The organism is Micromonospora sp. DT178 (assembly GCF_049841695.1).
Taxonomy (GTDB): Bacteria; Actinomycetota; Actinomycetes; order Mycobacteriales; family Micromonosporaceae; genus Micromonospora.
The window spans coordinates 11,862-36,650 of record NZ_JBNCKV010000029.1 but is presented as its reverse complement, the minus strand read 5'-3'; the positions used below and the strand labels follow the sequence as shown (position 1 = coordinate 36,650).

At 74.2% G+C, this 24,789-nt stretch carries 26 protein-coding genes and 1 pseudogene; 8 read left to right on the top strand and 19 right to left on the bottom strand.

The features are described 5' to 3' along the window. Nucleotides 1-48 precede the first annotated feature (48 nt). The 12 genes and pseudogenes from ACLQ22_RS31020 to ACLQ22_RS30965 form a co-directional block, all read right to left on the bottom strand. Nucleotides 49-1,224, bottom strand: a pseudogene (locus tag ACLQ22_RS31020) (LysM peptidoglycan-binding domain-containing protein); the annotation flags it as partial. A 15-nt stretch (nt 1,225-1,239) separates the two neighbouring features. Further along, nucleotides 1,240-1,671, bottom strand: a complete 432-nt coding sequence (locus ACLQ22_RS31015; protein WP_425695434.1) for a pilus assembly protein TadG-related protein — start codon at nt 1,669-1,671, stop codon at nt 1,240-1,242. After that, nucleotides 1,668-2,147: a TadE/TadG family type IV pilus assembly protein gene (locus ACLQ22_RS31010; protein WP_425695433.1), complete on the bottom strand. Its 480-nt coding sequence runs from the start codon at nt 2,145-2,147 to the stop codon at nt 1,668-1,670. The genes ACLQ22_RS31015 and ACLQ22_RS31010 overlap by 4 nt, the downstream gene beginning before the upstream one ends. Continuing rightward, a complete protein-coding gene (locus tag ACLQ22_RS31005) occupies nt 2,132-2,539 on the bottom strand; it encodes a TadE family protein (protein WP_425695432.1) in 408 nt (135 codons plus the stop codon). Before ACLQ22_RS31005 ends, ACLQ22_RS31010 begins: the two co-directional genes overlap by 16 nt. A 210-nt stretch (nt 2,540-2,749) precedes the next feature. Continuing rightward, entirely contained in the window at nt 2,750-2,953 is a 204-nt protein-coding gene (locus tag ACLQ22_RS31000) for a hypothetical protein (protein WP_121397189.1), read from the bottom strand. Between the two features lie 26 nt (nt 2,954-2,979). Further along, nucleotides 2,980-3,849: a type II secretion system F family protein gene (locus ACLQ22_RS30995; protein WP_425695455.1), complete on the bottom strand. Its 870-nt coding sequence runs from the start codon at nt 3,847-3,849 to the stop codon at nt 2,980-2,982. A gap of 177 nt (nt 3,850-4,026) precedes the next feature. Then, nucleotides 4,027-4,929 carry a type II secretion system F family protein gene (locus tag ACLQ22_RS30990; RefSeq protein WP_425695431.1) on the bottom strand — a complete coding sequence of 301 codons (903 nt, stop codon included), beginning with the start codon at nt 4,927-4,929 and terminating at the stop codon, nt 4,027-4,029. Between the two features lie 3 nt (nt 4,930-4,932). Next, nucleotides 4,933-6,468 (bottom strand): CpaF family protein, encoded by a 1,536-nt coding sequence (locus ACLQ22_RS30985; RefSeq protein WP_425695430.1) that lies wholly within the window; start codon nt 6,466-6,468, stop codon nt 4,933-4,935. Beyond that, complete coding sequence (locus tag ACLQ22_RS30980; protein ID WP_425695429.1) at nt 6,458-7,258, bottom strand: ParA family protein; 801 nt, start codon at nt 7,256-7,258, stop codon at nt 6,458-6,460. The genes ACLQ22_RS30985 and ACLQ22_RS30980 overlap by 11 nt, the downstream gene beginning before the upstream one ends. 2 nt (nt 7,259-7,260) lie before the next feature. Continuing rightward, nucleotides 7,261-7,920 (bottom strand): SAF domain-containing protein, encoded by a 660-nt coding sequence (locus tag ACLQ22_RS30975; RefSeq protein WP_425695428.1) that lies wholly within the window; start codon nt 7,918-7,920, stop codon nt 7,261-7,263. Continuing rightward, complete coding sequence (locus tag ACLQ22_RS30970; protein ID WP_425695454.1) at nt 7,917-8,804, bottom strand: hypothetical protein; 888 nt, start codon at nt 8,802-8,804, stop codon at nt 7,917-7,919. Before ACLQ22_RS30970 ends, ACLQ22_RS30975 begins: the two co-directional genes overlap by 4 nt. Nucleotides 8,805-8,899: 95 nt before the next feature. Continuing rightward, nucleotides 8,900-9,466: a hypothetical protein gene (locus ACLQ22_RS30965; protein ID WP_425695427.1), complete on the bottom strand. Its 567-nt coding sequence runs from the start codon at nt 9,464-9,466 to the stop codon at nt 8,900-8,902. A 601-nt stretch (nt 9,467-10,067) separates the two neighbouring features. Here ACLQ22_RS30965 and ACLQ22_RS30960 point away from each other — a divergent pair. Next, entirely contained in the window at nt 10,068-10,826 is a 759-nt protein-coding gene (locus tag ACLQ22_RS30960) for a prepilin peptidase (protein WP_425695453.1), read from the top strand. Nucleotides 10,827-10,887: 61 nt separating this feature from the next. Here the strand turns inward: ACLQ22_RS30960 and ACLQ22_RS30955 are convergent, their stop codons facing one another. Next, nucleotides 10,888-11,526, bottom strand: a complete 639-nt coding sequence (locus ACLQ22_RS30955) for a phosphatase PAP2 family protein (protein WP_425695426.1) — start codon at nt 11,524-11,526, stop codon at nt 10,888-10,890. A 263-nt stretch (nt 11,527-11,789) separates the two neighbouring features. Here ACLQ22_RS30955 and ACLQ22_RS30950 point away from each other — a divergent pair, with 263 nt between their 5' ends. After that, nucleotides 11,790-14,105, top strand: a complete 2,316-nt coding sequence (locus ACLQ22_RS30950) for a glycoside hydrolase family 65 protein (protein ID WP_425695452.1) — start codon at nt 11,790-11,792, stop codon at nt 14,103-14,105. A 32-nt stretch (nt 14,106-14,137) separates the two neighbouring features. Further along, a complete protein-coding gene (locus ACLQ22_RS30945; RefSeq protein ID WP_425695425.1) occupies nt 14,138-14,629 on the top strand; it encodes a GNAT family N-acetyltransferase in 492 nt (163 codons plus the stop codon). On the opposite strand, the gene ACLQ22_RS30940 is transcribed toward ACLQ22_RS30945, so the two are convergent. After that, nucleotides 14,573-15,079: a hypothetical protein gene (locus tag ACLQ22_RS30940; protein ID WP_121397180.1), complete on the bottom strand. Its 507-nt coding sequence runs from the start codon at nt 15,077-15,079 to the stop codon at nt 14,573-14,575. The genes ACLQ22_RS30945 and ACLQ22_RS30940 overlap by 57 nt on opposite strands. A gap of 122 nt (nt 15,080-15,201) precedes the next feature. Continuing rightward, nucleotides 15,202-15,819 (bottom strand): TetR/AcrR family transcriptional regulator, encoded by a 618-nt coding sequence (locus ACLQ22_RS30935; RefSeq protein WP_425695424.1) that lies wholly within the window; start codon nt 15,817-15,819, stop codon nt 15,202-15,204. 119 nt (nt 15,820-15,938) lie between these two features. Here ACLQ22_RS30935 and ACLQ22_RS30930 point away from each other — a divergent pair, with 119 nt between their 5' ends. The 4 genes from ACLQ22_RS30930 (at nt 15,939) to ACLQ22_RS30915 (ending at nt 19,747) form a co-directional block, all read left to right on the top strand. Next, complete coding sequence (locus ACLQ22_RS30930) at nt 15,939-16,802, top strand: SDR family NAD(P)-dependent oxidoreductase (RefSeq protein ID WP_425695423.1); 864 nt, start codon at nt 15,939-15,941, stop codon at nt 16,800-16,802. 140 nt (nt 16,803-16,942) lie between these two features. Next, on the top strand, nt 16,943-18,442 hold the full coding sequence (locus ACLQ22_RS30925) for a SulP family inorganic anion transporter (RefSeq protein WP_425695422.1): 1,500 nt from the start codon (nt 16,943-16,945) through the stop codon (nt 18,440-18,442). Beyond that, nucleotides 18,442-18,918 carry a MerR family transcriptional regulator gene (locus tag ACLQ22_RS30920; protein WP_425695421.1) on the top strand — a complete coding sequence of 159 codons (477 nt, stop codon included), beginning with the start codon at nt 18,442-18,444 and terminating at the stop codon, nt 18,916-18,918. Before ACLQ22_RS30925 ends, ACLQ22_RS30920 begins: the two co-directional genes overlap by 1 nt. Nucleotides 18,919-19,072: 154 nt before the next feature. After that, the gene (locus ACLQ22_RS30915) at nt 19,073-19,747 is read left to right on the top strand and encodes a hypothetical protein (RefSeq protein ID WP_425695420.1); all 675 of its coding nucleotides are present in this window, start codon (nt 19,073-19,075) and stop codon (nt 19,745-19,747) included. A 202-nt stretch (nt 19,748-19,949) separates the two neighbouring features. Here ACLQ22_RS30915 and ACLQ22_RS30910 read toward each other — a convergent pair whose 3' ends face one another. The 3 genes from ACLQ22_RS30910 to ACLQ22_RS30900 form a co-directional block, all read right to left on the bottom strand. Continuing rightward, nucleotides 19,950-20,180: an SDR family oxidoreductase gene (locus tag ACLQ22_RS30910; protein WP_425695419.1), complete on the bottom strand. Its 231-nt coding sequence runs from the start codon at nt 20,178-20,180 to the stop codon at nt 19,950-19,952. Nucleotides 20,181-20,270: 90 nt separating this feature from the next. After that, nucleotides 20,271-20,813 carry a cyclophilin-like fold protein gene (locus tag ACLQ22_RS30905; RefSeq protein ID WP_425695418.1) on the bottom strand — a complete coding sequence of 181 codons (543 nt, stop codon included), beginning with the start codon at nt 20,811-20,813 and terminating at the stop codon, nt 20,271-20,273. A gap of 31 nt (nt 20,814-20,844) precedes the next feature. Next, a complete protein-coding gene (locus tag ACLQ22_RS30900; RefSeq protein WP_425695417.1) occupies nt 20,845-21,864 on the bottom strand; it encodes a zinc-dependent alcohol dehydrogenase family protein in 1,020 nt (339 codons plus the stop codon). A gap of 213 nt (nt 21,865-22,077) precedes the next feature. Between ACLQ22_RS30900 and ACLQ22_RS30895 the strand changes: the two genes are divergently transcribed. Beyond that, nucleotides 22,078-22,542: a DIP1984 family protein gene (locus ACLQ22_RS30895; RefSeq protein WP_425695416.1), complete on the top strand. Its 465-nt coding sequence runs from the start codon at nt 22,078-22,080 to the stop codon at nt 22,540-22,542. Nucleotides 22,543-22,833: 291 nt separating this feature from the next. Here the strand turns inward: ACLQ22_RS30895 and argS are convergent, their stop codons facing one another. Then, a complete protein-coding gene (gene argS, locus ACLQ22_RS30890; protein WP_425695415.1) occupies nt 22,834-24,552 on the bottom strand; it encodes an arginine--tRNA ligase in 1,719 nt (572 codons plus the stop codon). Between the last annotated feature and the right edge of the window lie 237 nt (nt 24,553-24,789).

Below are 24,789 nucleotides of genomic sequence, written 5' to 3'. Positions count from 1 at the left end.
CGTGGTGGTGCCGCGTGCTGCGGTGCCACGGCGGGCGGCGGCCGTGGTCCGGGCGGCGCCGGCCGGTACGTGGCCCGGTCGGCGGCGTAGGCCCAGGACCGCGCCGATCTGCGCGCCGACGATGCTCGCCACCGCCAGGACGGCGGAGACCGCGAGGGGCCTGTTCACCCGATCGGGTTCGCCGGCCCGGGCGGCTCCCACCGTCACCGTCGGGGCCTGACCGGCATCCGACTCCGCTGGCGGCGGCACCGGGGCCTCGGCGGCCGGCGGGGGCGGCGTCGCCCGCTCGGGAGCGACCTTCCCCGGCGCCGGCTGCGGGGCCGGCCGGGTGGGAGCGGGCGGGGTCGGGCGCGCGACGAGGCGGCCGGTGGCGTGCCGGCGGGCCCCCCGGTCCTCGGCGTCCCCGGGCAGCTTCAACAACTGGCCGGGGTGGATCCGGTCGGGGTCGCCGAGCCGGTTCAGCTCTGCCAACTCCCGGTAGTCGGCGAACTCGTCCAGGTAGCGCTGGGCGACGGCGCCCAGGTGATCGCCCCGGGCCACCCGGTAGACCGCCACACCGTCGTCCGAGTCGGCCGGCGCGGACAGGTCGGCCGGCGCGGACGAGGCGGCCGATGCCGGCCGTGCAACCGGGACAGTCGTCGGGGGCTGAGCAGGCCGGGCGGCCGACAGCGGCAGGGCGGGCGGAGCGGCCGAGGCGGGCCGGGCGACCTGGGCGGCCGAGGCGGACCAGGTGTGCGCGGCCGGACCAGGCCAGGCGGCCTCCGCGACAGCCGGCTGCGCGGTCGCGGCCGCTGCCGCCGGCAGGGCGTACGGGCCGGCGACCGCCGTCGCCGCGCTCGCCGCCGGGCTGGCCGCGAGGATCAGCGCGACCGAACCGACCAGCGCGGCGGCGGCCCGTTGCTGGCGACTCATTCCCGGCAGCCGGGGCGCGGGTCGGCGCAGCGCCTGCGCGCCGAGTTCGACCAGGACGGAGAAGGCGAACGTGGCCCAGCCGAACCAGCCGGCCAGCGCCAGCGCCCGCAGGAAGAGCCGCCCGTCGTCGCGGCTGGTCAACGTCGAGCCGATCTCCGCGACGGTGGGCAGGTGATCGGGCAACGGGTTGCCGGCGAGGGCGAGCAGCGCCACCGGCGCGCCGACCAGCACCGCGCAGAGCACGACGAGCGCGCCGAACCCGGTCAGGATGCGTCCGGTCCGCCGTACGGCGGAACGCCCCGATGCGGCCATGGCTGCCTTCCCTTCCTACGGTGCCCCGGTGAGCGGCCGCGCGGTCGCCTCGCCGGAGACGGTGACGGTCTCGTCGAAGCCCAACAGGCCGAGCATGGATCTGCGGTGCGTGACGGTGACGCGTACCCGGACCCGGGTCTCCCCGTCGACGACCGGGAAGCTGACGGTGTGGCCGGCGGCGCCGGCGGCGGCGAGGTAGTCGGCGACGGCCCGGCGGGCCTGGGGACGGTTGATCCGGGTCGGCCCGCCCTCGATGGCGGTGGCCCGGTCGATGGCCTGGCCGCCGGCGCGGGCGGCCTCGGCCGCGAGGTTGTCGGCCCGCTGTAACGTGCGCAGCTGGCCCGCGCCGTCGAAGGCCAGGCCGATGACGGAGAGGACGCCGACCATCGCCACCGCGAGGAAGATGCTCACCCGGCCCTGGTCGTGCCGGCCGGCCACGGCGGTCATCCCCGGCTCCGGTAGCGGTCCAGCGGCGACGTGAAGCTCGCCGACACGCGCTTGCCGGCGGGCATCCCCGGCAGGACGGACAGGTGCAGGTCCCCGTAGGAGACGGTGCACGCGACCCGGACGGTGACCGAGGCGTCCTGCCCGGCCGGGCTGCGGAACGCCGCGTCGAAGCTGGTGGGGGCGCCGCGTACCGCGCCGCTGAAGGTCACCTCGGGAGTGCCGGCGCAGTTCAGGCCGCGCCAGCCGAGCTGCCGGCGGGCCGCGTCCCGGGCCTCGGCGCGGGCGGTGCGGGCGTCCCGGGAGATCGAGGCGGCGCGGGCGGCGTCGTGGGCGGCGGCGTCGATCGCCTCGGCCGCCACGGCGGTACGCCCGGCGACGCCGGCCAGCACGATCAGCGCGATGAAGGCCGGGGCGAGCACCGCCACCTCGATCGAGACCGAGCCCCGCTCGGCGGTACGGCTCACGGCGTGGTCCACCGTTCCACGGTTCCGTGCGCGGTCTGGTGCACCGGGAAGCTGACCCCGGGTACGACGGACAGGGACCGCCCGCGCACCGTGCAGGTCACCTCCGTCGTGGTGGTCTGGCAGCTCGGCGCGGGATCGTCCCAGCCGACGAGCCAGCCGCCGGCTGCCCGCAGGAACCGGACGGCCCGGGCCTCACCGGCCCCGGCTGGCGCCTGGTGCAGCCGCTGCGCGTTGACCGCGCTCTGCGCGGCGTTGAGCGCGGTGGAGCGGGCGACGAACCAGGCCGCGGTCTGGATCGAGGCGAAGAGCAGCAGCAGGATCACCGGCATCACCACCGCCAACTCGACCGGGTTGGCCCCCCGGTCGACCCCGCCGACCACGAGCCGCCGCCGGACGGCCGGCACAAGGCGCCGGACGGCCCCCGGCGCAGGACCCCGCCCGGCACCCGGCGCAAGGCTCTGGCCGACCCCCGGCACAGGGCCCCGGCCGGCCCCCGGCACAAGGCGCTGGCCGGCGGCCGGGCCGGGGAGCCGGGCGGCAGCCGGGACGGGACGCCGGGCGGCGGTGGCCGCCCGGTGTCCCGGGACGGAGTCTGCTCGGCGCACGGCCCGGCGTTACTTCGGGTCCTGGTGGGTCGGGATGTTGTCCATCCAGTCGTTGGCGGCACCGAGGGCGGCGGCGGTGACCGCCATCGCGACGGCGACCAGACCGAAGATGATCACTGCGGTCGGTACGGGGCTGTCGCCCCGCTCGCCGTCCTCGCGCAGCTCGGCCAGGCGTGTCGACAGCGCGACGTGCAGGCGGGTGATGACGGACATGACGTGCTCCTTCTCTCGGGGGCGGATCACAGGCGGGCGATGAACGGATAGACGGCGAAGCCGAGCAGGACGAAGACGAGCAGCGCCCCGGGGATGTCGAGCCGGCTGGTCACCCCCTCGGCCCTTGCCAGGTTGTCGGTGCGGATCTGGTCGCGCAGCGAGTCGGCGCGGCTGCGCAGGGTCTCGTGCACCTGCGCGCCCTCGCTGCCGGAGGAGCGCATGATCGCCCCGACGTCGCCCAGTTCCGCGATGCCGATGCGCTCGGCGAGGTCGCGAAGCTCGTCCCACGGCGAGTGCATCTGCATCTGCGCGATCCGCAGCGACTCGGAGATGCGGTCGAAGACCCAGCCGTCGCAGACCGCCGCGGCCCGCTCCAGCGACTGCACCGGCCCGTGCGCGGCGGAGAGCTGGAGGGCGACCAGGTCGAGGTAGGTGCAGACCGCCTGGCGGAACTCGTCGCGCGCCTTGTCCGCCCGGTCCAGCACCGACCGGTGCGCGATCAGGGCGCAGAGCAGCGCCAGCCCGAGGCTGCCGAGCACGGGTACGACCACCGGCAGCCGGATGCCGACGGCGAACAGGGTGACGCCGAGCAGCGTCGGCGCGGCGAGCCCGATCAGCGCGGAGAGCAGCATCGACAGGGCGTACTGCTCGGGTGTCCGGTCGATCAGGGCGAGCTGCCGGTGCGGTGGCCGCAGCCAGCGGGACAGCCCGGTGAGCCACTCCAGCCGCCGGTCGGCGGGCGTGGCGAGCTGCCCGGCGCCGGCCGGTTGGTGCAGCCGGCGCAGCGCGGGCCCGAGCGCGGGGGTGGCCGGCACCAGTTCGCGGACCACCAGGAAGGCGCCCAGCCCGACCGTCGCCCCGCCGCAGACGGCGACGGCGAGCTGCCAGTTGAGGATCATGGCGCTCACGGGGCTTGCCTTTCGTTCGCGACTGCGGGGCTCGCAAGCTCACTCCTCGCGCTCACGTGTGCTGGCCTTTCGTTCGCGACCGCGGGGCTCGCAGGCTCACTCCTCGCGCTCACGGGGCCGGCCTTTCGTTCGCGACTGCGGGGCTCGCAAGCTCACTCCTCGCGCTCACCCGAGCACCTCCTCCGGGTCCGGGGCGGGCAGGAAGCGCGCCGGCCGGCGGGGCTGGCTCATCGACCGCACCCAGGCCAGCAGGCCGACGAAGGCCGCGCCGAGCGCCGCCATCACGAGCTGCCCGAAGGGCGTGCCGTACGGGCTGATGTACTCGGTGTTGAGCAGCCCGTACGCGACGGTGGCCAGGGTCATCCCGGTGAGGAAGCGGACCGCGAAGCGGGGCTGGGTGCGCTTCGCCTCGATCTCCCGGCGGGTGGCCACCTCGGCCGCCGCCGCTCCGGCGATCGAGCCGAGCACGTCGCCGAGGCGTTCGCCCCGGTCGGTCACGTGCAGGATCAGCGCGGCCACCACCTGGTCGCAGACCGGGTCGCCGATCTCGTCGGCGAAGGCGAGCAGCGCGGAGCGGGCCAGCCAGCCGGCCTGGAGGCGGGCGGCGAGCAGCCGTACCTCCTCCTGGATCTCCTCGGGAGCGGTGGCGACCGTACCGATGATCGTCTGCTGGAGTCCCTGGCCGGTGGCGGAGACGTCCTTGAGCCGGCGGGTCCACTCGCCGACCGCCTCGATGCGAGCGATGGCCCGCTGCTCGGCCTTGCCGACGGAGAACAGCCACGGGGTGCCCGGGACGGCCACCACGACCAGCAGGCCGACGACCGGCAGGCCGGTGACCAGGAAGGCCAGCGCGCCCGCGACCAGGGCGGCGACCAGCAGCGCCTGGTGGGCCCGCTGCTCGCGCGGGGTGGTGCCCGGGCCCTTCCACAGCCGGTCGAGCCCACGGCCCGCGCCGGGCCCGCCGCCGGGAGGCCGTCGGGTGCCGACCAGCGCGACGACCGCCAGCAGCAGCCCGGCCACGCAGGCGGCACCGGAGGCCACCGCGACGAGTTCGACGTTGTCCAGCACCGGTCACCGCCGTCCGAGCCGGGTGTGCCGGGGCCGCCGCCACGCGCCCGTGCCGGCCTCGATCCACCGGCTGAGCAGCCGGGCGTCGTAGCCGACCCGGAGGAGCTGGGCGCGCACCCGCTCGGGCAGGTGCCGGGGTACGGCCCGCCCGTCCGGCCCGGGCCCGAACACCTGGGTGGTCGTGATCCGGTTGCCGTCGCCGACGCCGATGACCTCCTCGACGTGCGAGACGAAGCGGTGCTTGCGCCCGCCGATCGCGGTCTCGTCCTCGACGGTGACGTAGACGATCAGGTCGAGCGCGTTGCCGGCCATCCGGCGGGCCTGGTCGACGGTCATCTCCCGGCCGTGCGCGAGCGCCAGCTCGATGATCCGCTCGCTCACCCCGGCGGGCGTACGCGCGTGGATGGTGCACATCGAGCCGCGGCTGGTCGTCATGGCCTGGAGCATCGGGACGATCTCCCGGGACCGGACCTCGCCGACGATGATCCGCAGCACGCCCATCCGCAGGGAGACCGGGATCAGGTCGGCGATGCTCACCTCGCCGGCCGGGCGGCCGTCCGCCCCGCGTTCGCCGTGGCCCTCCCGGGACTCGAAGCTCATCACCGCCCGGTGCTTGAGCCGGCGGCGGGCCGGCAGCAGCTCGCGGCTCTCCTCCAGCAGCACGTACGGCTCGTCGGCCGGGATCTCGTCCATCAGCGCCCGGATCACGGTGGTCTTCCCGGCGCCCGCGAGGCCGGCCACCATGATGTTCAGCCCGGCGCGCATGGACGCGCGGAGGAAGTCGCGCACCAGCGGGTCGATCATCTCGTCCAGGTCGCCCCGGCCCCCGGCGAGGTCGTCGAGGCTCACGTCCAGCGTGTTGTGCTTGCGGATCACCGCGTACGGGCGGTGGCTGACCAGGAACACCGCGGCGAGCCGGCTGCCGTCGGGCAGTTGCAGGTCGAGGGTGGGCTTGGACGTCGACAGCGAGCGTTCGGTGGCCCCGGCCCGGCGGGCCGCCGCCTGGAGGATCTCCACCAGCTCGTCGTCGCTGTCGGCGATCGGCTCCACCCAGTCGACCCCGCCGCCGTGGCGGGTGACGCGCACCTGGTCGCAGCCGAGGATGTGCACCTCCTCGATGGTGTCGTCGACCAGCAGCGTCTGGAGGCGGCCGAGCCCGGCCAGCTCGGCGGTCACCTGATCGAGCAGGAGACGCTCCTCGCCGGCCGCCATCGGGGTGCCGGCCCGGCGCACCGCGTCGGCGTACTCGGCGACCACCGTCACCGCGAGCCGGGCGCGCTCGGTGTCCTCCTCGTCGACGGTGAACTCCCGGCCGCGCTGCCACAGGGCGAGCCGCTCGCTGAGCTCCCGGCGCAGCTCGCGGACCACCTGGAAGTCGACCCGGGGCCGGGGCGGCGGCTGCTCCGGCTGCGGCGCGGTGACCGGCACCGGCAGCGGGACGGGGTGGTGCCGGCCGTTGGGCGGGGTCAGCGGCGGCGCCGTGGAGGTGGCGCCGGGCGGCTGCCGGCGCGGGTCGCCGGAGACCGGTTCAAACCGCACCCGGCACCCCCTGCGACACGGGCCAGGCCAGCCGGGCGCGCCGGCGTTCCAGCAGCGCCCCGACCGGCACCTCCAGGGCCCCGGCCGCGCGCATCAGGGGCCGACCGGCCCGCACGGTGCCGCCGAGGCCGAGCACCTCGGCCGTACGCGGATCGTGCGGCATCCGGGCGATGACCGGCAGCCGCAGCGCCTTGCTGATCTCGCCGCTGCCGTGGCCGTCGCCGACCAGCAGCAGCCGCAGGGTGCCCGGCGGCACCCGGTGCTCGGCGAAGTCCCGCTCGATCGTCTTGGCCATGGCCCGGGTGCCGGAGAGGTCGGGGAGCCGGGCGCCGCTGACCAGCAGCACCACCGAGGCGGCGCGCAGGATCGGCCACGGTGGACCGACGACGTGCAGCCGCCCGCAGTCCACCACCACGTCGTACGGCGGGTCGCCGCCCTCCAGGCTGCCGAAGAAGTCGGCGAACCGCTGCCAGAGCGGGGTGACGCTGCCGGCCTGGGCGGGGTCGACGACGCCGGGCAGCAGCAGCCGCTCCCGCTTCGGCGCGTCCAGGTCGACCAGTTGCGACCAGAACGCCGACTCCAGGTTGCCGTCGCGCAACTCGCCGACCGCCAGCTCGCCGATGCCCCGGGGACCGTCGAGCGCGCCGCCGAGGTAGCCGGCGAGGATCGACCCGCCGGCCGGGTCGCACTCGGCGAGCACCAGCCGCCGGTGCCAGGTCAGGGCGCAGGCCAGGGCGGTGGTGGTGACGCCCGGGGAGCCCTTCGCCGACACCAGCGCGATGATCGCCACGGTCAGGCCGCCTCGGTCAGTACGAGGGCGATCCGCTCCTGGCTGGACAACGCGACGACGGCCGGCACGTCCCGGACGGCGAGCGCCAGGTAGACCACCACCTCGTCGTCGTCGTCGGAGGTGACGGCGTCGATGACCGTCGCCTCGAACCGGGTGGCGGCGCCCGCCGGGCGGTCGTCGTCGCCGTCCGGCGTGCTGACCAGCAGGAGCTTGTCGCCGGGGTGGAGCCTGCGGGCGGGCACCTCGGCGGGGCCCAGGCCCAGCGCGAGCTGCTGCTGGCCGGGCCCGAGCAGTGGGTCGTCGGTGAGCTGGGCCATCGTCAGCAGCGTGCCGGGCGTCAGCGACACGGCGGCCCGCTTGCCGACCACCTCGTCGAGCCGGCCGGCGGGCACCGGGGACAGCCCCTGGCCGCCGGCCACCTGCACCGGGACCAGGTCGTCGGCGCTGACCTGCCGGCCGACCTCGACCGGCCGGGCCACCGCCAGGTAGCTGCCGGTGGCGCGTACCGAGGTGACCGCGAACGCCGCCCCCAGGCCGCCGAGGGCGATCAGCAGCACGGCCAGGCCGAGCAGCCCGGGACGCATCCGGCGCTGCCGGACCACCCGGGGCGGGGCGACCGGCGCGTCCACCGGCCCGGTCCCGTTCCTGGTCGCCACACTCATTGAGCCACCACCTGTAGTTCGTTGATTCGGACCGGGACGGTTCCCGTGGTCCGGTTGACCGGGATGACGCCGCTCTGGCCGCCGCCCGCCCAGGTCACCGTCCAGTAGGTCGTGGCCCGTACCCGGTAGTCGCCGGCCTTCGGGTAGCCCTTGGCGTAGCCGCAGTCGGGGGAGGGGCGGCCGGCGAGCGGGCCGTCGGCCCGGTACGGGGTGCCGGCGCCGGAGCAGGTGACGGTGCTGCCGTTGCCCATGTTCCAGACGATCCGGTCGAACTTCGCCGTGATCCGTACGGTCAGGCCCCGCTCGCTCTCCGACGCCTCCTGGGTCGGCCCGAAGTACTTCCGGTCGTCGTTGCGGCCCCACATCCAGACCGGCAGCCCGACCAGGCCGGGACCGTTGCTGCGGCGGGGGGCGACCGCGATCCGGGGCGCCGCGATGGTGATCTTGGCCAGCGCCCTGCGGGCGAGTTCCTCCGGGTCGGGCGGCGCGCCGAAGCCGGGCGGCGGGGCGTCGCGCAGGACGGTGGTCTGGGAGCCGAGGTCGCCGCCGTTGCAGGTGCGCACGTACCACTGTTGGCCCTCGGGCGCCTCCGGCTGCGGTTCGGCGAGCTTGTAGTAGCAGCCGTCGCCGTTGTTGAACCAGCCGAGCACGCTGTCGTAGCACTTGACGGTGCGGCCGTTCCACTGGCACTTGGCGCTGCCGCCTCCGCCGCCCGGGTCGCCGCCCCCGCCGTCGTCCCCGCCACCGCCGGGATCGCCCGGGGCGCCGGGATCGTCGTCCCAGACGCTGCAGTCGCTCTGCCCCGGCGGGCACTCCGCGCCGGGGTCCGCGCGTTGCGCGGCGATCGCGGGCACGGCCGCCCCGAGCGCCAGCAGCAGGGCCAGGCCGACGCCCGCGAGCGACCGGCGGGCCGTCCCGCTCCGGTCACCACCGTCGGCGGTACGGACGACGTCCGGCCCGGCGTCCCGTCCCGCCCGCGTCAGCACGGCAGGTCCTCGTGGGCGGCGCCGGCGCTGATCAGCCAGCGGCCGTCCGGGAAGCGGGTGGCGGTGGCGGTGGCCAGGTGCCGCGTTCCGCCGGTGCCGGGCACGACCCGCTTGTCCCTGGCGTAGACGAGCCGGTAGCCGGTGGCGTCCAGGCAGTCCTGGATCTCCACGGTGGGCGGGCTCGAATCCAGGCTCACCGAGGTCACGGTGGGGTCGGAGACCAACGTGCCGGTACGCATCGCACCGTGCTCCTTCGCCTTGCGGATGGTCAGCCGGACCCGGGTCAGCAGCGGGTCGGCGAGGAACCGGGACAGCTCCGGGTGGTGGGGGTCGCCGCGCCCGCTCGCCTTGCGGGAGGCGGCGAGATATCCGGCGTACGCGGTCAGCGCCGCCTTCTTCGCCGCCTGCTCGTCGGCGGCCCGGTGGGTGGGGGCGGGAGCGTCCCCGGCGGTCGCCGCCCGGGGGGCCGTTCCCGGCTCGGCGCCGCAGGCCGGGGACGCGCCGAGCGCCGCGATGGCGAGCAGGCAGGTTGCCCATCGGCTGAATCGCCGTCCGCGCACGTCGTGCCTCCTCGGTGGCCGCCCGGGGCCGGTCTGGCGGCCTCCGGGCATGCGACGGCGCGCCCGGATGGGGCCATCCGGACCTGTCGGAAAGCGCCGATGCATTTGCCGTTACTGATCTCTACAAAAGCGATGTCCCGCGTCGTCCCGTCTTTTCGCTGTGGGTTGCACCACACCCAAGGGGCGAGCATAGGCTGACGCTCGCCGATGCAACAGAGGCAATTCGTTCGGATACTGTGAGTGATGAGAGGTGGTGGCGGCGGGTGGTCTCGGCTGGTGCGGGCGGGTCGGTCGGCGGGGATCGGCGGATCGGCGGCGTGGGAAGCGCGCGCGGTGGGGGAGGTGTCGTCGCGGTGGCGGGCGGTTGTCCCGGACGTGGCGTCTGGTCCGATCCGTCCCCCGCGCCGACGCATCGACATTCCGCCAGGATGGGATTCCCGTCTATGTGGACGCGCCATTTCCGCGCGCGATGCCGCGCTTTGTCCGGCAGGGGCGCGGGCCGTTCCGCCCGTTACCGGCCGACAGTCGCCGCACTACCCAGCGTGGTCGCCGCCGGCGCCGGCCTCCGGGGGCGATCGTGACGCTGACCGGGCCGCCGGCGGTGGCGGAGCCGACCGCACCGAAGGTCGCCGCACGCGGGGCGCGGCTGCTGGCCGTGCTCGCGCTCGCCCCGGCGCTGCGGCTCGCCGTGATCCGGCACGCCGTACCGCCGGGGGTGGCGACCCGGACCGGGTGCGACGCGTGCGCCGCCCCGGTCGGGCTGGCCCGGCCCTGGCCGGCGCTGGGTCCGACGGCGCGGTGCGGGCGGTGCGGGGCGCGCGTCGGACCGCCGCCCGGCACGGTGGAACTCGCCCTCGCGGCGGCCGTCGGGGCGCTGGTGCTGCTCGGGCCGCCCGGCGTCGTGCTGGCCGCCACGGCGTGGTGGCTGGGCTGGGCGATCCCGCTGGTCTTCGTCGACGCGGCCGTGCGCCGGCTGCCGGACCGGCTCACCCTGCCCGCCGCGGCCGGGACCTGGCTGCTGCTGGGGCTGGCCGCCCTCGCCGGGGCCGGTCCGGCGCCCTGGCTGCGCGCCACCGCCGCCGGCGTCGCGCTGGCCCTCCTCTTCGCCACCACCACGCTGCTGCTCGGCCGGCGCGGCTTCGGCCTCGGCGACGCCAAGCTGGCGCTCGGCGTCGGCGCGCTGCTGGGCTGGTACGGCTGGGCGGCGCTGGTCGCCGGGCTGGTGTTCGCCCTGCTGCTGTCCGGGCTGGTCGGCGTCGCGCTGCTGGCCGCCCGCCGGGTCGGCTGGCGCAGCCACCTCCCCTTCGGCCCGTTCCTCGTCCTCGGCACCCTCGCCGCCCTGGCCGTCCTCCTCGCCTGACCCGGGCGGCCTCCCGTTCAGGCCCCCCGGCCCGGGCCGGTTCCACCGTCCCCGTGAGCGGTCAGCGGCGGGACGTCGGGGTGGCCGGGTCGCGGACGGGGCGCTCGGCCTGCCGGGCGCGGCGGTGCAGCAGCCCGGCGGCGGGGCGGGCGAACAGCGGGGTGAGCAGCGCGGCGAACAGGGCGCCGAGCAGGACACCGGCGACCACGTCGTGCGGGTAGTGCACGCCGACGAAGGTGCGGGAGAACGCGGCCAGCGCCGCCAGCGGCAGCGCCACCAGGCCGACCCGCCGGGACAGCAGGAGCGTCGCCACCGCCAGACCGCCCGCGATCGTGGAGTGGTTGCTGGGGAACGACCAGTCGCCCGTCGGCGGGCACTCGCCGGCGATGATGGCGAGCTCGGTGGCGAGCGCCCGGCAGGGGCGTTCCTGGTCCACCACCGTCTTCAACAACTCGCTGCACCCGTACGCGAGCACCACCGGCGCCGGCGACACCAGGGCGTACGCGCGGTCGCGCGCCCCGCCCCCGAGCCGGGACACGGCCGCGATCAGCCACAGCGCGCCGAGCAGCAGGATCGCGCCCTCGGTGAAGTGCTCGGCGAACCACTGCACCGGTTGCGGGGTGTCGGCGGCGAAGTCGACGATGTCCTGGTACCACTCGACACTGATCTTCGGAACATCCGGCGTGTCCACATCAACCATGTTTCACCTCACCGATCGTTCATACCTCGTTTAGCTCCCAGACAACCCTGGAATACCTGGAAGTCGGGCGCAGTGTGCATTGGTCGGGGGACGACCCCGACTTTCGTCTCAGCGACCTCTCAGCCCCATCTGCTTCGATTAGCCCGGTACGTCGGACTTCCACTGGAGGCGCTGTGCACGACACCCCCATCGCCGATCGGCCGCCGACCGGGCAGGTCACGGGGGACGACGAGGCCTGGCGGATCCGGCGTACGGAGGCGGACATGGACCGCCTCGCCGAGACCGAGTCGATCTTCGCGTTGGGCAACGGCTGGGTCGGCTGGCGCGGCACCCTGGACGAGGGCACGCCCTACGGCATGCCCGGCACCTACCTCAACGGCTTCCACGAGCGGCGGGAGCTCGACTACCCCGAGGACGGCTACGCCTTTCCGCAGTTCAGCGACACGGTGATCAGCGCGCCGAACGCGGCCCTGATCCGCCTCTGGGTCGGCGGCGAGCCGCTGGACGTGCGCACGGGCACGCTGCGTACCCACGAGCGGGTGCTCGACCTGCGGGCCGGGGTGGTCGAGCGGCACACCGAGTGGATCTCGCCGGCCGGGCACGGCGTACGCGTCCGCAGCGTCCGGCTGGTCTCCCTGCCCCGGCGTCCGGTGGCCGCCGTGCGGTGGTCCGTCGAGCCGTTGGACGGCACGGTCGAGGTGCGGGTCTGCGCCGACCTGCTCGCCAACGAGCGGGTGCCCGAGCGCGCCGACGACCCCCGTGCCGCCTCCGTCATCACCGACCCGCTGACCGCCGAGTACCGCCACTGGAACGGGCACGACGGCGTCCTCGTCCACCGCACCGGGCACAGCGGGCAGCGGGTCGCCGTCGCCGTCGCGCACGAGGTGTCGGCGCCGGACGGCTTCGCCCCCGGCGTCGACTGCACCCCGGACCGGCTCCGCCTCACGTTCACCGGGACGCTGCGCGCCGGCGAGCGGCTCCAGCTGACCAAGTTCGCCGCGTACGAGTGCACCCCGGTGGACGCCATGCCCCCGGAGGAGCTGGCCCGCCTGGTCGTCGCGGAGGCCGACGCGGCCCGCGCGGAGGGCTTCGACGCCCTGCTGGCCGGCCAGCGCGCGGCGCTGGACGTCGCCTGGCAGACCGCCGACGTGCAGCTCGACGGCGACGCCGAACTCCAGCAGGCCATCCGGTTCTCGGTGTTCCACCTGCTCCAGGCGGGCCGGGCGGACGGCGACCGGACCATTCCCGCCAAGGGCCTGACCGGCAACGGCTACGACGGGCACGTGCTCTGGGACACGGAGGGCTACGTGCTGCCCGTGCTGACCTACCTCGACCCGCCGCTGGCCCGCTCGGCGCTGCGCTGGCGGCACGCCCACCTGCCGGAGGCCCGCGAGCGCGCGGCGGAGCTGCGGCTGACCGGGGCGACCTTCCCGTGGCGGACCCTCGGCGGGCGGGAGTGCTCCGGCTACTGGCCGGCCGGCACGGCCGGGCTGCACCTCAACGCCGACATCGCCGACGCGGTGCTGCGCTACGTCGCCGCCACGGGCGACGAGGAGTTCCTCGCCGGCCCGGGGCTGGAACTGCTGGTCGAGACGGCCCGGCTCTGGCACGGCTTCGGCCACTGGTCCGACACCGGCACCTTCCACCTGCACGGCGTGACCGGCCCCGACGAGTACAGCGCCCTGGTCGACGACAACGTCTTCACCAACCTGATGGCCCGGCGCAACCTGCGCGGGGCCGCCGACGCCGCCGAGCGGCACCCGGAAGCGGCGGGCCGGCTCGGGGTCGACCCGGCCGAGGTGTCGGCCTGGCGCGCCGCGGCGGACGCGGTCTTCGTCCCGTACGACCGCAAGCGCGGGGTGCACCAGCAGTCGGCCGGCTTCACCGAGCAGCCGGAGTGGGAGTTCGCGGACACCTCCGACGACGACTACCCGCTGCTGCTGCACTTCCCCTACCTGGAGCTGTACCGCAAGCAGGTGGTCAAGCAGGCCGACCTGGTGCTCGCCATGCAGCGCTGCCCGGGGGAGTTCACGGCCGACGAGAAGGCCCGCAACTTCGCCTACTACGAGGCGCGGACCGTCCGGGACTCGTCGCTGTCGGCCTCCCCGCAGGCCGTGCTCGCCGCCGAGGTCGGCCACCTCGACCTGGCGTACGACCTGTTCGCCGAGTCGGTGCTCCAGGACCTGGCGGACCTCGGCGACAAGACCGGCGACGGGCTGCACCTGGCGTCGCTGGCCGGGGCGTGGCTGGCCCTGGTGCAGGGCTTCGGCGGGCTGCGCGACGACCGGGGGGTGCTCTCCTTCGACCCCCGGCTGCCGGCGGCGATCGACCGGCTCGCCTTCAGCCTGCGCTGGCACGGCCACCGGCTGCGGGTCACCCTGACCTCCGACGAGGCCCGCTACGAGCTGCCGGACGCCGACCCGGGGACCGGCATCGAGGTGTGGCACCACGGCGAGCCGCTCCGGGTCACCGGGGCAGGGCCGGTCACCCGGCCGATGCCCGAGGTGCCCGACCCGGGGCCGGAGCCGCCCTCCCCGCCCGGCCGCCGACCCGCCCGCCGCTCCGCCGGCGACCGCTGAGGCGTACGGGCGCAGCTCGGTAGGGTGGCGCGGTGTCCGATCTCCAGCGGCTCGCCGCCCACCACGCCGCCGCGCTGCTGCGCTTCGAGCGGGAGAACCGGGAGTGGTTCGCGCGGTCGGTGCCGGACCGGGGCGACGCGTACTTCGCCGACTTCGCGGCGCGGCACGCGGGACTGCTCGCCGAGCAGAAGACCAGCGCCTGCCACTTCCACGTCCTGGTCGAGGCGGACGGGACGGTGCTGGGCCGGTTCAACCTGGTCGACGTCGCCGACGGCGAGGCCGAGCTGGGCTACCGGGTGGCCGAGCGGGCCGCCGGGCGCGGGGTGGCGACCGACGGTGTCCGCCGCGTCGCCGCGTTGGCCCGCCGGGCGTACGGGCTGTGCCGGCTGACCGCCGGGACCACGCTGGACAACGCGGGCTCGCTCGCGGTGCTCCGGCGCACCGGGTTCACGCCGGTGGGCGAGGTGTCACTCGACGGGCGCCCCGGGCTGCGGTTCGCCCGAGAGCTGACGGCCGACGACTGACGCGCCGGACATCCGCTGCCGGACGGTCTCCAGCGCCTCGAAGGCGTACGCCCAGTTGTGGCACTTGAAGCTGCGCAGCCCTTCGATCGCGGTGCGGCAGTCGGTGCAGCGCACCCCGGCGATCGCGTCCGGGACCTCGGTGTTGACGTACCTGCGGTCGCCGAGGATGACCGTCGCGATCATCATCCGGTCGTGTACGCCGGAGAGTGCGGAGGAGACGATGTCGTACCAGTTCACCCGTCGGCCGCACTTGGGGCAGTCCGGCTCGTCGCCGCTGACCCAGAGCGGGGCGCCGATGCTGCGCAGCGGCATGCCGAGCAGCTTCTCGATCCGCCGTACGTCGGACTCCGGGGTCGTCCACCGGTGCCTGCCGGGCAGTGAGGCGGGCGAGTCGTAGACGGCCCGGAACAGGACCGGGTCGACCTCCACGGTCTCGCGCTGACTGGTCATCGGCGTGCCTCCTCCACGGTCGGCGCCCGCACCGTCGACGCGGGTGGGGCGGGTACGACCGGATCAACGACGACCGGGGGTCAGGTGTTGTCCGCCCGGTGACGCGGGATCGGCCGCCGGGCCTACGGTTCGTGCCGCCGCAGGCCGCGCAGCGCCGTGTCCACCACCTGGTCGGCGTACTCGTGGGTCAGCGGGCCGGTGCGCTGGAGCCAGCGGTTGAGCACCGGCCCGAAGAGCAGGTCGACGGCCACGTCGAGATCGACGTCCTCGGCGAGCTGCCCCGCGCGCCGGGCGGCGCGCAGGCGCTCCTTCTTCAGCTCCCGCATGGGCCCGTCCAGCCGCTCCGCGTAGTCGGCGGCCAGGGCGGGGTCGTGGACGATCTCGGTGTGCAGGGCGCGCATGGGCAGGTCGTAGCGCGGATCGTTCAGCTCGTCAACGATGGACCGCAGGACCAGCTTCAGGTCGGCGGCCAGGTCGCCGGTGTCGGGCAGGGCTCCGCTCTGCCCGTCCTGCCCGCCGTCGGTCGTGAGCGCGAGGAAGGCGTCGAACAGCAGGGCGCCCTTCGAGGGCCACCAGCGGTAGATCGTCTGCTTGCCGACGCCGGCGGCGGCGGCGATGCCCTCGATGCTGAGCTTCGCGTAGCCCACCTCGCCGACGAGGTCGAAGGCGGCGGCGAGGATGGCGCGGCGTGCCGTCTCGCTGCGACGGCTGGAGTCGGGGGCGACCTTCTGCGTGGGCACGGGCCCAATCTAGCAAGAAGATGAGACGAGACGGTCCGTCTTGACAGTGGGGCCCGATCGGGTAGGGTCACTCGCGCCAACAAGACGAGACGGTCCGTCTCGCCAGAGAAGGAGTTCCCATGGAAGCCTCAGCCACCGCCGCACCGCGGGTCTGGTTCATCACCGGCGCCAGCCGTGGCCTCGGTCGCGCCTTCGCCGAGGCCGCGCTCGCCGCCGGCGACATGGTCGTCGGCGCGGCCCGGGACGTCTCGCCGCTCGACGACCTCGCCGCCCGGCATCCCGACCGCCTGCTGGCGTTGCGCCTCGATGTCACGGACCGCGCGGCGGTCTTCGACGTCGTCGCCCGCGCGGTGCGGCACTTCGGCCGGCTCGACGTCGTCGTGAACAACGCCGGGGCGCTCTTCATGGGCATGGTCGAGGAGTTCACCGAGGCCGAGGCCCGCGCCCAACTGGACCTCAACTTCTTCGGCGCGCTCTGGGTCAGCCAGGCCGTCCTGCCGCAGTTGCGCGCCCAGGGCGGCGGGCACGTCGTGCAGATATCCAGCATCGGCGCCCTCGGCGGCTTTCCCAGCACGGGGCTCTACAGCGCGAGCAAGTTCGCGCTGGAGGGCATGAGCGAGGCGCTGGCCGCCGAGGCCGCAGCATTCGGCGTCAAGGTCACCATCGTCCAGCCGGGCGGCTACTGGACGGACCTCTACACCAGCAGCACGGCGGCCACCCCGCAGCCCGCCTACGACCCGCTGCGGGAGGAGTTGGCACGGCAGTGGGCGGGGTCGATCGACAGCGAACCCCGGCTGGCCGCCGAGGCGCTGATGAAGCTCGTCTCCAGCGACGACCCGCCGCTGCGGCTGCTGCTGGGCAGCATGGTCTACGACCTCGCCTTCGACGTCTCGAAGCGACGCATGGACGTCTGGGCCGGCTGGGAAGAGGTGAGCCGCGCCGCCGAGAAGGCGGTCCCGGCCCCGGGCACCGGGCCGACCTGACCGGCCGGGCGCGCTCGGCGGGGCGTGCCCGCGGCGGTCGTGACGATCGCCACGCGGACGGGAACTCTTCCGTAACGGAAGAGTAGGGTCCGCTGGGCCGCCGCGCCGCGCGAGCCCGTCCCCCCAGTGGAAATGGCTGTATGTCGTCTGTGCTGTCCGCGGCCTCCCGTCCGCGCCTGCCCCGCCCGTCCTGGCTCTCGCCGAAGGTGTTCCGCACCGAGGTCCTCGCCGGCCTGGTTGTCGCCCTGGCGCTGATCCCGGAGGCGATCTCCTTCTCGATCCTGGCCGGGGTCGACCCCCGGGTGGGCCTCTTCGCCTCGTTCACCATGGCGGTGACCATCGCGATCTGCGGCGGGCGGCCGGCGATGATCTCCGCCGCCACCGGCGCGGTCGCCCTGGTCGTGGCGCCCCTCGCGAAGGAGTACGGCCTCGATCACCTCGTCGCGGCGGTGATCCTCGGCGGCGCGATCCAGATCCTGCTGGCGGTGCTCGGGGTGGCGAAGCTGATGCGGTTCATCCCGCGCAGCGTGATGGTCGGCTTCGTCAACGCCCTGGCCATCCTGATCTTCGTCGCCCAGGTGCCGCACCTGCTCGGGGTGCCGTGGCTGGTCTACCCGCTCGTGGCGGTCGCGCTGGCGATCATGGTGGGGCTGCCCCGGCTCACCCGGGCCGTCCCGGCGCCGCTGGTCGCCATCGTGGTGCTGACCGTGGTCACCGTGACCACCCACGCGGCGGTGCCGACCGTGGGCGACGAGGGGGCGTTGCCGGACAGCCTGCCCACGCTCGGCCTGCCGCAGATCCCCTGGACCATGGACACCCTGACCCTGATCGCCCCGTACGCCCTGGGCATCGCGCTGGTCGGGTTGATGGAGTCGCTGATGACCGCGAAGCTGGTCGACGACATCACCGACACCCCCTCCAGCAAGACCCGGGAGTCGTGGGGGCAGGGCGTGGCGAACATCGTCACCGGGTTCTTCGGCGGCATGGGCGGCTGCGCGATGATCGGCCAGACGATGATCAACGTGAAGGCGTCCGGCGCCCGTACGCGGCTGTCGACCTTCCTGGCCGGCGTCTTCCTGCTGATCCTGGTGGTCGCGCTCGGCGACGTGGTCGCGGTGATCCCGATGGCCGCCCTGGTCGCCGTCATGGTCATCGTCGCGGTGTCGACGTTCGACTGGCACTCGGTCGCCCCGGCCACGCTCCGGCGGATGCCGTACGGCGAGACGATCGTCATGGTGACCACCGTCGTCACCACCCTGGCCACCCACAACCTCGCCGTCGGCGTCGTCGTCGGCGTGCTCACCGCGATGGTCGTCTTCGCCCGCCGGGTCGCCCACCTGGTGGAGGTGACCAGCGTCCTAGACCCCGAGGGGACGACCCGGATCTACTCGGTGCACGGCGAGCTCTTCTTCGCCTCCAGCAACGACCTGGTCGGCCGGTTCGACTACGCGAACGACCCCGACAGCGTGATCATCGACATGACGCACGCCCACGTGTGGGACGCCTCCTCCGTGGCCGCCCTCGACGCCGTCACCACCAAGTACGCCGCCCGCGGCAAGACCGTGGAGATCGTCGAGCTGAACCGCCCCAGCGCCCACATCCACGGCACCCTCGCCGGCCGGCTCGGCGTCGGCCACTGATGGCCGGCGACCGTACGGCCGAACCGGAGCCCGTCCCCGGCCCGGGCGCGGCGTCGGTGCCCGCCCCCGGCGCCGGCGGCGGGCGGCTGATGCAGATCGGCGAGGTTGCCGAGCGGATCGGGCTGAGCATCCGCACCATCCGGCACTACGAGGACGTCGGCCTGATCGTCCCGTCGGCCCGCAGCGATGGCGGCTTCCGCCTCTACACCGCGCCCGACCTCGACCGGCTCGCCGTGGTCAAGCGGATGAAGCCCCTCGGCTTCACCCTCGACGAGATGCGCGACCTGCTCGCCGTCCTCGACGCCCTCGACACGGCCGGGGGTGCCGAGCGGGCCGCCCTGCTCGACCGGCTCGGCATGTTCCACACCGCCGCCACCGCACGCGTCGGCGCGCTGCGCGACCAGCTCGCGATGGCCGAGGACTTCGCCGGCACGCTCCGCGACAGGCTCGACCAGCACGGCGGCCCGCCCACCTGACCGGGACCTCGTCGGGCCCGGCCCAGCTCCCGCTCTCTCCTACCGTCAGCCTCCCCGCTCCGGCGGGAGCCGACAGCGCCGCCCTCCGTCCGCTGGCCGCTGACCGTGGCGGAGGCGCACTACGCTCCGGGCCACCCGAGGAGAGAGAAGATCAATGCGTAGGACCCTGCTGCCCGTCGCGGCACTCGCCCTGGTGGCGGCGCTGAGCGGATGCGTCACGATCACCACGCCGCCGGACGCCCCGGACCCGGTGGCCTCCGCACGGCCGACGGCCAGCCCCGCCGGCGCGGACGACGGGACAGCGGACCCGGACCCGGCGCCGTCGGCCGTACCCGACACATCGGGGGCGCCCGCCACGCTCCGGGCCCTCACCTGCGAGCAGCTCAAGACCGCCGCGCTCGGCAACGGAACCGAGCGGTACAACGGCTACGCCGAACCGATCCCGCTGGTCGACGGCATGTGGTCCGGGGAGGACGGCACCGTCGTGCACATGCAACAGCCGTGTGCCGTCGGCGACCTGACCGGCGACGAGGCGGCCGACGCGCTGGTCCCGGTGCTGATGGACGGCGGCGGGACCGGCAAGTTCTGGCAGGTCGTGATGTACGGCAACATCGACGGTCAGCCCGTCTACGTCACCATGGTCGACATCGGCGACCGGACGCCGGTCGAGTCGGTCTCGATCAAGTCGCGACGGGCGACGGTGGTCTACCTGACCCGCCCCGAGGACGCGTCCTCGGCGGAGGTCGCCGTGCGACGTACGGCCGTCTACGAGCTCAGCGGCAGCCGGCTCGTCGAGATCAGCCGCACGGACACGCCGTACACGCCCTGAGGCTTCCAACCCCGCGCGGCGGGTGTCGTCGCCGCGCCGGTGGGGGGCGGGTGCGGTGGTGCGTCGTCCGACTGCACCCGCCCTGCCGGTGGGCTGTTCCAGCATGGAACAGCCCACCGGATCCGGAAGGGGCCGCTATCCGGCAGCAGGGGTTGGAGCAACGGGGGACGGACGTGCCCCGTGTGGCTGTTGCCGGTCTTCCCTACTGCGCGGTGTATCCGCCGTCCACGGGGAGGGCGACGCCGACGACGAAACTGGCGCCGGGGCTGCATAGCCAGAGCACGGTGGAGGCGATCTCGTCGGCTTGACCGAATCGGCCGATGGGCTGGTTGGCCAGTGCCGCGGTGGCGGCCTGCAGGGCCGCGTCGTTGACGTCGGCCAGGACGACCGCGGCTCCGGCATGGGCGAACGCCTGCGCGGTGGCCAGCCCCATGCCGGAGCTGGCGCCGTGACCAGGGCAACCTGGCCGGTGAAGTCGTAGGTGGGGTTCATTGTGTCTCCCGGCGGCACGCTCGGGTGGAGATCAGGCCACGAAGGGCTCGACGGTCGCGGTGACGGCGCCGTCGAGGTCGGCGATGCGGCTGGCGGAATCGCCGTCGAGGCGGCCGATTATCACGATGCCGGGGAAGTACGACTGGTCGCCGTAGTAGAGGACGAGATCGTTGCCGGGCGCGTAGTATCCGACGTCGCCGACGTCGGGATCCGCCCCGTCTGGTTGGCCGTTCAGTGACAGCGGTGCGGGCAGCGGGCCGGTCTTCTCGACGGAGCCGTGGTCGATCATGTTGACGGTCAGCGGCAGCTGGGCGAGCAGGTCACGGCCGGCGGCGCTGTCGAAGATCGTGGCTTGGAAGCGCTGGTCGTTGATGGTGATCTGGATCTTCACCTGTTCTCCCGGGGAGGCGGCGGTGCCGCTCGCTGGTGCCGTGGACCGGCCGGCGCTGCTGGGTGATGTGGCGGACGGTCGTTCGCCGGTGTCGCCGGGCTGACCGTCGCCGCCGCAGCCGGCAAGGGTCAGGCCGAGGATCGCCGACAGCGCTGTGCGGACGGCTGCGCGTGTGGCTGGCATGGCATCTCCCGGTGTTGGGTCCGGCACCGGGTCAGAGGGTGAGTAGGACCTTGGTGGCGGTGCGCTGGTCCATCGCCTGGTAGCCCTCTGCGGCCCGATCGAGCGGCAGGGTGAGGTCGAAGACCTTGCCGGGGTCGATCGTGCGGTCCCAGATGAGCTGGATCAGCTCGGGTAGGAAGCGCCGGACCGGGGCGGGGCCGCCGTGGATGTGGACGCCCGCCATGAACAGCTCGTCGCCGGGGATGGCGACATCGTGGGACACCCCGACGAAGCCGACGTGGCCGCCGGGGCGGGTGGAGTGGATGGCCTGCATCATGGCTTCCTGAGTGCCGACGGCCTCGATGACGCTGTGGGCGCCCAGGCCGCCGGTCAGCTCCTTGACCTTCTTGACGCCGGCGTCGCCGCGTTCGGTGACGATGCCGGTGGCGCCGAATTCCCGCGCCAGCGCCTGCCGGTCGGGGTGGCGGCTGAAGGCGAGGATGCGTTCCGCGCCGAGCTGCCGGGCGGCAAGGACGCCGAGTAGGCCGACCGCGCCGTCCCCGACGACCGCGACGGTCTTGCCGGGTCCGGCCTCGGCAGCGACGGCCGCGAACCAGCCGGTGCCCAGTACGTCGGAGGCCGCCATCAGCGACGGAATGAGATCCGGGTCGGGCTGGCCGGGGGTCGCCACCAGGGTCCCGTCGGCGAGCGGGATGCGGGCCAGCTCGGACTGGGTGCCGATGGCGCCCATCAGGACGCGGTGCACGCAGTACGCCTGGTAGCCGGCCTTGCAGATGTCGCAGGTGTTGTCGGACGCCCAGAAGGAGCCGACGACAAAGTCGCCGACCTTGACGGTGCGAACCTCGGACCCGACCTCCTGGACGACGCCGACGTATTCGTGGCCCATGACCTGGTGGTCGACCGGCTCGGCGCCACGGTACGGCCAGAGGTCGCTGCCGCAGATGCAGGTCGCGGCCAGGCGGATGATCGCGTCGGTCGGCTCGATGATCGTCGGGTCCGGGCGCTCCTCGACGCGTACGTCCCCGGGCTTGTACATGACAACCTGACGCATCCTGGTGCGCTCCGTTCGTTTCGATCGGGACGGCCCCGCAAGGCCACTGCAACCAGTCAACGTGCCCGCCCGAGCGGGGAGAAGTCCCTGGTGGTGGGTGTACTGACAGGGAACCCCTACCCGGTGTCGCGCGGCCTACGCTCGATGCATGGACGCTGAGGCCCGGGAAGAATTGGGGAGCGGCGCTGATCTTCGCTGGCCATACTGGTGCCCATGAAGCTTGCTGAGGCACTTGCGCTGCGTGCGGATGCGGCGCGTCGCGCCGAACAACTCCGTGCCCGCATCGCTGCCAGCGCTCGCTACCAGGAGGGTGAGGCGCCCGCCGAGGACGCCTCGGCTCTCCTCGTCGAGGCGGGCGAGGTGCTCGGCGAGCTGGAGGCGCTGATCCGGCGGATCAACCGCACCAACGCCGCCACCCTGGTGGAGGGTGGCACGCTCACCGACGCGCTCGCGCGCCGCGACGTGCTCCGCATGCGGCACAGCGTGGTCACCTCCGCGGCGGACGCCGCGGCCGGCGAGGGCCAGCGCGGGTACCGGCAGCTGCGGTCGGAGCTGAAGATGGTCCCGGCGCTGCCGGTGGCGGAGTTGCGCAGGCAGGCTGACGACCTCGCCCGGCAGCTGCGCGAGGTCGACACGCTGATCCAGCGGACGAACTGGGAGGTCGACCTGCTGGACTGACGAGTTGCGGAGCAGGTAGCCGACGTGGAGGCGTGCACGAACCCGAGAGTCGGCGGGTAACCCGGCTCACTCCTGGCGCGCCAAGGGCAGGCGCGGGGGTTCGATTCCCCGACACACATCGCACGCCCAGCACGGGACACAGGTGACGGCGCACAGGGCACGGCACACCACCGGGTGCAGATCCACGACGGCGAGGGTGGGACAGGGGACTTCCGCAACCTCGTACGGCAGCTTGCTGCCTCGACATCGACCTGAGCGGCAGGGCGCGGCGGGCGTACGGCATAGGACGGATCACATGCGTTCGGGAGTCCTGATGCCGAGCAGGTACAGCCCCTGCTGGAGCACCCGGGCGGTGAGGTCGCAGAGCGCCAGCCGGCTCTCCCGGACCGGCTCGTCGGCGCGCAGCACGGGGCAGCGCTCGTAGAACGCGCTGAACGCGACGGCCAGCCGGTACAGGTATCCGGTCAGGTGGTGGAACTCCAGGCTGTCCGCCACCTCGCCGACCACCGCGCCGAAACCGACCAGCTCGAACGCGAGCGCCCGTTCGGCCGGATCGGCCAGCGAGATCGCCACCTCCGGCCGGGCCGCCACCCCGGCCCGCCGGAAGATCGACCGGATCCGCGAGTACGCGTACTGGAGATAGGGCGCGGTGTTGCCGTCCAGCGACAGCATCCGCTCCCAGTCGAGCACGTAGTCCTTGTGCCGGTCGCTGGACAGGTCGGCGTACTTGATCGCGCCGATGCCGACCGCCCGGCCCACCTCGCACGCCTCCGCCTCGCCCAGGTTCGGGTTCCGCTCCCGGGCCAGCGCGGTGGCTCGGACGATCGCCTCCTCCAGCAGTCCGACCAGTTTCACCGAGCCGCCGGCCCTGCTGCGCAGCATCCGCCCGTCCGGCCCGAGGATCGAGCCGAACCCGACGTGCTCGGCCCGGGCCGGCGGGGCCAGCCAGCCGGCCTGCGTGGCGGCGGCGTAGACCATGTCGAAGTGCCGCCGCTGCGGTAGCCCGACCACGTAGAGCAGCCGGGTGGCGCCCAGCGTGCCCGTCCGGTGCCGGATCGCCGCCAGGTCGGTCGCCGGGTAGCCGTACCCGCCGTCGGACTTGCGGACGATCAGCGGCAGCGGCTCGCCGTCACGGCCCACCGAGCCGGGCGGGAACACGCAGGCCGCACCCTCGCTCTCCCGCAGCAGCCCCAGGCGGTCCAGCTCCTCGACCACCGGGCCGAGCAGCTCGTTGTAGCTGCTCTCACCGTGGAAGTCCCGCTCGGTGAGGGTCACGTCGAGCAGGTCGTAGACGGTCATGAAGTACCGCTCGGACTGCTCCACCAGCAACCGCCACAGCCGCAGCGTCCCTGGATCGCCGCTCTGCAAGGCCACCACCCGCCGCCGGGACCGTTCCCGGAACGCCTCATCCGCGTCGAACGTGGCCCGGGCGGCCTTGTAGAACGAGTCCAGGTCACCCATGGACAGCTCGCGCGCTGCCTCGGCCCCGCCCAGGTCGACCAGGTGCTCGATCAGCATGCCGAACGGCGTGCCCCAGTCACCCAGGTGGTTGGCCCGCAGCACCCGGTGCCCCAGCCATTCCAGCAGCCGGGCTGCCGCGTCGCCGATCACCGTCGACCGCAGGTGCCCGACGTGCATCTCCTTCGCCACGTTCGGCGCCGAGTAGTCGACCACCACCGTCTCCGGCTCGGCGACCATCGGCACCCCGAGCCGTGGATCGGTGGCCAGCGCGGTAACCAGTCCGCCGAGGGCCCGATCGGCGATCGTCAGGTTGAGGAAGCCCGGCCCGGAGACCTCCGCCGCGCCGCACAGGTCGGCCAGTTCCGCGCGGTCCAGCACCTCGGCGGCGATCGCGCGCGGCGGCCGGCCGAGCCGCCGGGCCAGCGCCAGCGCCGCGTCGGACTGGAAGTCCGCGCGCTGGGAGCGCCGCACGACCGGGTCCACCGGCCCGCCGGCCACCGTCGCGAACGCCGGCGCCAGCCGGTCGGCCAGCAGTTTTTCCAGATCCATGGGGTACGCCGATCTCGCTCGGATCCGCCGCGCGGATCACCGGATGGGATGCGGGCGGACCGAGGACGATCGACGATGACCGGCGGCTCGATCCGCCGGTCGCAGGAGAAGAAGACTCAGCGCAGGCGGTCGCGGAACCGCCGGCGTCGCCGCGCGCCGATCTGGACGTCGGTGGACGTCATCGGGTACGCGGGCGAGCTGGTCATGGCAGCAGCCTAACCGGCCGGCGCGGGGGTT

Bases quoted from the DNA above. Each gene is read 5' to 3' on its own strand.
- ACLQ22_RS31015 (WP_425695434.1), bottom strand. From the start codon at position 1,671: ATGACCGCCGTGGCCGGCCGGCACGACCAGGGCCGGGTGAGCATCTTC.
- ACLQ22_RS31000 (WP_121397189.1), bottom strand. From the start codon at position 2,953: ATGTCCGTCATCACCCGCCTGCACGTCGCGCTGTCGACACGCCTGGCC.
- ACLQ22_RS30975 (WP_425695428.1), bottom strand. From the start codon at position 7,920: ATGAGTGTGGCGACCAGGAACGGGACCGGGCCGGTGGACGCGCCGGTC.
- ACLQ22_RS30955 (WP_425695426.1), bottom strand. From the start codon at position 11,526: ATGGTTGATGTGGACACGCCGGATGTTCCGAAGATCAGTGTCGAGTGG.
- ACLQ22_RS30950 (WP_425695452.1), top strand. From the start codon at position 11,790: ATGGACCGCCTCGCCGAGACCGAGTCGATCTTCGCGTTGGGCAACGGC.
- ACLQ22_RS30940 (WP_121397180.1), bottom strand. From the start codon at position 15,079: ATGACCAGTCAGCGCGAGACCGTGGAGGTCGACCCGGTCCTGTTCCGG.
- ACLQ22_RS30930 (WP_425695423.1), top strand. From the start codon at position 15,939: ATGGAAGCCTCAGCCACCGCCGCACCGCGGGTCTGGTTCATCACCGGC.
- ACLQ22_RS30925 (WP_425695422.1), top strand. From the start codon at position 16,943: ATGTCGTCTGTGCTGTCCGCGGCCTCCCGTCCGCGCCTGCCCCGCCCG.
- ACLQ22_RS30920 (WP_425695421.1), top strand. From the start codon at position 18,442: ATGGCCGGCGACCGTACGGCCGAACCGGAGCCCGTCCCCGGCCCGGGC.
- ACLQ22_RS30915 (WP_425695420.1), top strand. From the start codon at position 19,073: ATGCGTAGGACCCTGCTGCCCGTCGCGGCACTCGCCCTGGTGGCGGCG.
- ACLQ22_RS30910 (WP_425695419.1), bottom strand. From the start codon at position 20,180: ATGGGGCTGGCCACCGCGCAGGCGTTCGCCCATGCCGGAGCCGCGGTC.
- ACLQ22_RS30905 (WP_425695418.1), bottom strand. From the start codon at position 20,813: ATGCCAGCCACACGCGCAGCCGTCCGCACAGCGCTGTCGGCGATCCTC.
- ACLQ22_RS30900 (WP_425695417.1), bottom strand. From the start codon at position 21,864: ATGCGTCAGGTTGTCATGTACAAGCCCGGGGACGTACGCGTCGAGGAG.
- ACLQ22_RS30895 (WP_425695416.1), top strand. From the start codon at position 22,078: ATGAAGCTTGCTGAGGCACTTGCGCTGCGTGCGGATGCGGCGCGTCGC.
- argS (WP_425695415.1), bottom strand. From the start codon at position 24,552: ATGGATCTGGAAAAACTGCTGGCCGACCGGCTGGCGCCGGCGTTCGCG.